6 protein-coding genes are annotated in these 4,393 nt (G+C 52.8%); all 6 read left to right on the top strand.

The annotated features are described in order from the left end of the window. Positions 1-26: 26 nt before the first annotated feature. The 6 genes from EKM91_RS14200 to citX are packed head-to-tail and all read left to right on the top strand — an operon-like array spanning position 27 to position 4,311. A complete protein-coding gene (locus tag EKM91_RS14200) occupies positions 27-83 on the top strand; it encodes a hypothetical protein (RefSeq protein ID WP_274379983.1) in 57 nt (18 codons plus the stop codon). A gap of 4 nt (positions 84-87) precedes the next feature. Then, positions 88-1,089, top strand: a complete 1,002-nt coding sequence (gene citC / locus EKM91_RS13530; RefSeq protein ID WP_125754418.1) for a [citrate (pro-3S)-lyase] ligase — start codon at positions 88-90, stop codon at positions 1,087-1,089. Further along, the gene (gene citD / locus EKM91_RS13525; protein WP_125754417.1) at positions 1,079-1,384 is read left to right on the top strand and encodes a citrate lyase acyl carrier protein; all 306 of its coding nucleotides are present in this window, start codon (positions 1,079-1,081) and stop codon (positions 1,382-1,384) included. The genes citC and citD overlap by 11 nt, the downstream gene beginning before the upstream one ends. Then, positions 1,372-2,250 carry a citrate (pro-3S)-lyase subunit beta gene (citE, locus tag EKM91_RS13520; RefSeq protein WP_125754416.1) on the top strand — a complete coding sequence of 293 codons (879 nt, stop codon included), beginning with the start codon at positions 1,372-1,374 and terminating at the stop codon, positions 2,248-2,250. The genes citD and citE overlap by 13 nt, the downstream gene beginning before the upstream one ends. Further along, entirely contained in the window at positions 2,250-3,782 is a 1,533-nt protein-coding gene (gene citF / locus EKM91_RS13515) for a citrate lyase subunit alpha (protein WP_125754415.1), read from the top strand. The genes citE and citF overlap by 1 nt, the downstream gene beginning before the upstream one ends. Then, positions 3,775-4,311 (top strand): citrate lyase holo-[acyl-carrier protein] synthase, encoded by a 537-nt coding sequence (citX, locus tag EKM91_RS13510; protein WP_125754414.1) that lies wholly within the window; start codon positions 3,775-3,777, stop codon positions 4,309-4,311. Before citF ends, citX begins: the two co-directional genes overlap by 8 nt. The last annotated feature ends 82 nt before the right edge of the window (positions 4,312-4,393 follow it).

Genomic DNA, 4,393 nt, shown 5'->3' with positions numbered 1-4,393 from the left:
TGGGCGGCGACTTCTTCGTCCTCTTCGTGATCTACGTCGTCTCAAAACTATTATTGAAGTTATTACCACCTGAAAAGGAGTAAGGCAATGGCGGAATTGCGGCGCATCTGGTTAACGATCAACCGCGAAGAAGCGACGGCTTGGGCGGCTTTATTGACCAAGTCACAGCTAGCCGTTGATCACCAAGTTGACGTGACTTTTGGCATGTTTGAAGGTGAAACCTTGCTGGCAACGGCTTCACTTTATGGCCAGATCATCAAGTGTGTCGCCGTTGACCCGGCGGCGCAATCAGAAAACCTGTTAGCCCCATTGATCCAAGCAGCCTTTGATCAATTGCGGGCAGACGGGGTCGAGCATGCCTTCATTTATACGAAACCGAGTACGCAAACCTTTTTTTCCAGCTTAGGCTTCACGCCACTGGCTGCCAGCCAAGACGTGGTTTTGTTGGAGCGCGGGTATCCAGACCTTGACGATTACTTGCAGTTTTTACGCCAAAAAAAGCGTCCTGGAACTGCGGCTGCCATCGTCATGAACGCCAATCCATTTACCCGCGGCCACCATTATCTGGTGACGCAAGCGGCCAGCCAATTTGATACCGTTTATGTTTTCGTTTTATCGGCGGAACATTCGCAGTTCTCCGCGGCAGATCGCCTGGCCATGGTCAAACTGGGCACGCAAGACTTGCCAAACGTGGTCGTGTTGCCAACGCGAGACTATATGGTTTCCAGCGCCACGTTTCCCAGCTACTTCTTAAAAGACCGCGCCGATTTGGCCGTGGCCAAGCAACAAGCGCAAGTGGACGCCGCTTTATTCGTCCAAAAAATCGCCCCAACTTTGGCGATCACCACCCGCTTTGTCGGCGAAGAACCCCTGTCACCGGTGACGGCGGTGTACAATGACGCTTTAGCCGCCGCTTTTGCCGGCAGCTTGCAGCTGCAAGTGATCCCGCGCCTGCAAAGCGATGGCGCGCCGATCAGTGCCACAGCGGTGCGCCAAGCATTAGCAAATTCAGATCAAGGCACCTTAGAAAAACTATTGTTACCACAAATTAATCGTTATATAAAGGAGCATTCAAGTCATGCAAATTAAACATGCTGCCAGCGCCGGAACGCTGGAATCTAGTGACATCACGATCACCTTGAAGCCCGCTGATAGCGGGGTCACCATCGCCCTTGATTCAAGCGTCCAAAAGCAATTCGGGCGCCAGATCAAAGCGCAGATCGAAGCGGCCTTAAAAGCTTTAGATATTACCGCGGTCAACGTGGTGGCGACGGACAAAGGGGCCTTGGATTGCACCATCAAAGCCCGGACCATCGCAGCCGCTTACCGTGCCGCTGATGTACAAGATTACAACTGGGAGGAGATCAACTCATGGATCAATTAAGAAGAACAATGATGTTCGTCCCCGGCGCCAACGCCGCTATGTTGCGTGACTGCACGTTGTATGGTGCCGACGCGATCATGTTTGACCTGGAAGACGCAGTGTCGATGAGCGAAAAAGATACCGCGCGGGTATTGGTTTATTCCGCTTTGAAGACGTTTGACTACAGCAGTGTCGAAACCGTTGTGCGGATCAATGCCTTGGATGCCGGCGGGGCCCAAGATGTTGAAGCAGTCGTATTAGGCGGCGTCAACGTGGTCCGGCTGCCAAAAACCGAAACGGCGCAAGATATCAAAGATGTTGATGCGGTGATCACCAAGGTAGAAGCCAAATACGGCATCACCCCAGGCCGTACCCACATGATGGCAGCAATCGAAAGTGCTGAAGGGGTATTGAATGCCCGTGAGATCGCGCAAGCTTCTGATCGCATGATCGGCATCGCCTTAGGGGCCGAAGATTACTTGACCTCCCAAAAGACCTATCGGCATGAAGATGGGGCAGAATTGTCCTTTGCCCGCAACTACATCTTACACGCGGCGCGTGAAGCCGGAATTTCGGCGATCGACACGGTTTACACCGATATCAACAATGAAGAAGGGTTGATCCGTGAAACCAGTTTGATCAAGCAGCTTGGTTTTGATGGCAAGTCTGTCATCAACCCACGTCAGATCCCAGTGATCCACAAGATCTTTGCCCCAACGCAAAAGCAGATCACCAAAGCGCGCGAAATCGTGGCTGGGCTCAAAGAAGCCGAAGCTAAAGGCGCCGGCGTGGTCGCAGTTAAGGGACAAATGGTGGATAAGCCGGTCGTTGAACGTGCCCAATATACACTGGCACTGGCGAAGGCTTCTGGACTGGAGGTAGACTAATGGCTAAGACAGAATTAGGACGGGAGATCCCGGACAAGTTTGCCAAGCAATATGGCACGTATGCAGGTGAATTTGCCAACATCAAAGATTATCAACGGGCAGCGGCCAATGTGCATCCGGTCAAGCCTGGCGACTCCAAGTTATTGCCATCGATCCATGATGCGATCGTGGCCACTGGCTTGAAAGACGGCATGACGATTTCATTCCACCATCATTTCCGTGAAGGGGACTATGTGATGAACATGGTCATGGCTGAAATCGCGAAGATGGGCATTAAGAATTTGTCCATCGCACCAAGTTCGATCTCTAATGTCCACGCACCATTGATCGACTATATCAAACAAGGTGTCATCACTAACATCACCTCCAGCGGCTTGCGGGACAAGTTAGGCGCTGCGATCTCTTCTGGGATCATGGACAATCCGGTGATCATTCGCAGCCATGGCGGCCGTGCGCGCGCCATTGCCAGCGGCGATATTCACATCGATGTGGCCTTTTTAGGCGCCCCATCTTCTGATGAGTATGGCAACATTAACGGCACCAATGGGAAAGCAACTTGTGGGTCATTAGGCTATGCCAAGATCGATGCCAAGTATGCAGACAAAGTCGTGGCCATCACTGACAGCTTGATGCCATACCCGAACACGCCGATTTCCATTCCGCAAACGGATGTGGATTATGTCGTGCAAGTCGATGCCATTGGGGATCCTAATGGCATCGCTAAAGGGGCCACCCGTTTCACCAAAGACCCGAAGGAATTATTGATCGCGCAATATGCATCTAAAGTCATCACCGCTTCCAAGTACTTCAAGCCGGGCTTTTCATTCCAAACTGGGACTGGCGGTGCCAGCCTAGCCGTATCGCGTTACTTGCGGCAAGCGATGTTGGATCAAGATGTGCATGCCAGCTTTGCGTTAGGCGGGATCACCAATGCGATGGTCGAATTGCTTGAAGAAGGCTTAGTTGACAAGTTAGTCGACGTGCAAGACTTCGACCATCCAAGCGCCGTTTCCTTGGCCAACAACGCCCAACATTACGAAATCGATGCGGAAATGTATGCCAGCCCATTGTCCAAAGGCAGCATGATCAACCAATTGGATATCGCGATCTTGTCCGCCTTAGAAGTCGATACGCACTTTAACGTTAACGTGCTCACCGGTTCTGACGGGGTCATTCGCGGGGCTTCTGGCGGCCACTCCGATACCGCAGCGGCTTGCAAGATGAGCATGATCATCGCACCGTTGGTTCGCGGCCGCATCCCAACGATCGTTAGCGACGTCAACACTATCGTCACCCCAGGGGCGTCGGTTGATGTGGTCGTCACTGAGTTAGGGATCGCAGTTAACCCGAAGCGCCAAGACTTGATCGAGATGTTTAAAGACTTGAACGTCCCTCAATTTACCATCGAAGAACTGCGCGATAAGGCGTATGCTATCACCGGCACGCCTGATAAGATCGAATATGGCGATAAAGTCGTCGCATTGGTCGAATATCGTGATGGGACGATCATCGACGCGGTGCACAATGTCTAGCGTTTTAGACGGACCAGCCGTCACTTTAGGGCAAATGCTGGCGGCCAAAGAAGCCCGTTCAGCGGCGCAACAAGCGTTGTTGACGGCGCATCCTTTAGCCAGCGTGCTCAGTGTGACGTTACGCATCCCCGGACCGGTGAAAACGGGGCATGTGTTGACCACGCGCTTCGCTGAACTCATCACTCAATTGCGCCAAGATTATGGCCATTTGTTGTTAGATGAGCGCCAAAATCATGACGCTAGTGGGGATTGTGCGATGTTGGCGCTGGCGATCGATCCTTGGTCGCTGAAGCAAGCCATGTTGGCTTACGAAAGTGCCCAGCCATTTTGCCAGCTGGCAGATCTGGATGTCTGCTACCTGGATGGCGGCCAGCTCACGCAGCTGAGCCGCTCGCGGATGCATGTGGCGCCGCGGCCGTGCCTGGTGTGCGGCGGCGATGCCAAAGCCTGCAGCCGCAGCCGTAAACACGGATTAGAGGCGGTGTATACCGTCATCAATGAAATTGCACTGGAAGGAGTGGCGATATGAGCGGCAAAGTAGAAATTATGGAAACGGTGTTGCGCGATGGCCAACAAAGCCAGATCGCAACGCGGATGCCGATCGCAGATAT

The sequence above is a fragment of the Lacticaseibacillus baoqingensis genome (assembly GCF_003946165.1).
In the GTDB taxonomy this organism is placed as follows: Bacteria; Bacillota; Bacilli; order Lactobacillales; family Lactobacillaceae; genus Lacticaseibacillus; species Lacticaseibacillus baoqingensis.
Note: the sequence above shows the minus strand (reverse complement) of the source record. Positions and strands in the feature narration are given on the sequence as shown.

What these genes read in the sequence shown, in the direction of transcription:
- citE (WP_125754416.1), top strand. Translation starts at nt 1,372, where the DNA reads ATGGATCAATTAAGAAGAACAATGATGTTCGTCCCCGGCGCCAACGCC.
- citD (WP_125754417.1), top strand. Translation starts at nt 1,079, where the DNA reads ATGCAAATTAAACATGCTGCCAGCGCCGGAACGCTGGAATCTAGTGAC.
- citC (WP_125754418.1), top strand. Translation starts at nt 88, where the DNA reads ATGGCGGAATTGCGGCGCATCTGGTTAACGATCAACCGCGAAGAAGCG.
- citX (WP_125754414.1), top strand. Translation starts at nt 3,775, where the DNA reads ATGTCTAGCGTTTTAGACGGACCAGCCGTCACTTTAGGGCAAATGCTG.
- citF (WP_125754415.1), top strand. Translation starts at nt 2,250, where the DNA reads ATGGCTAAGACAGAATTAGGACGGGAGATCCCGGACAAGTTTGCCAAG.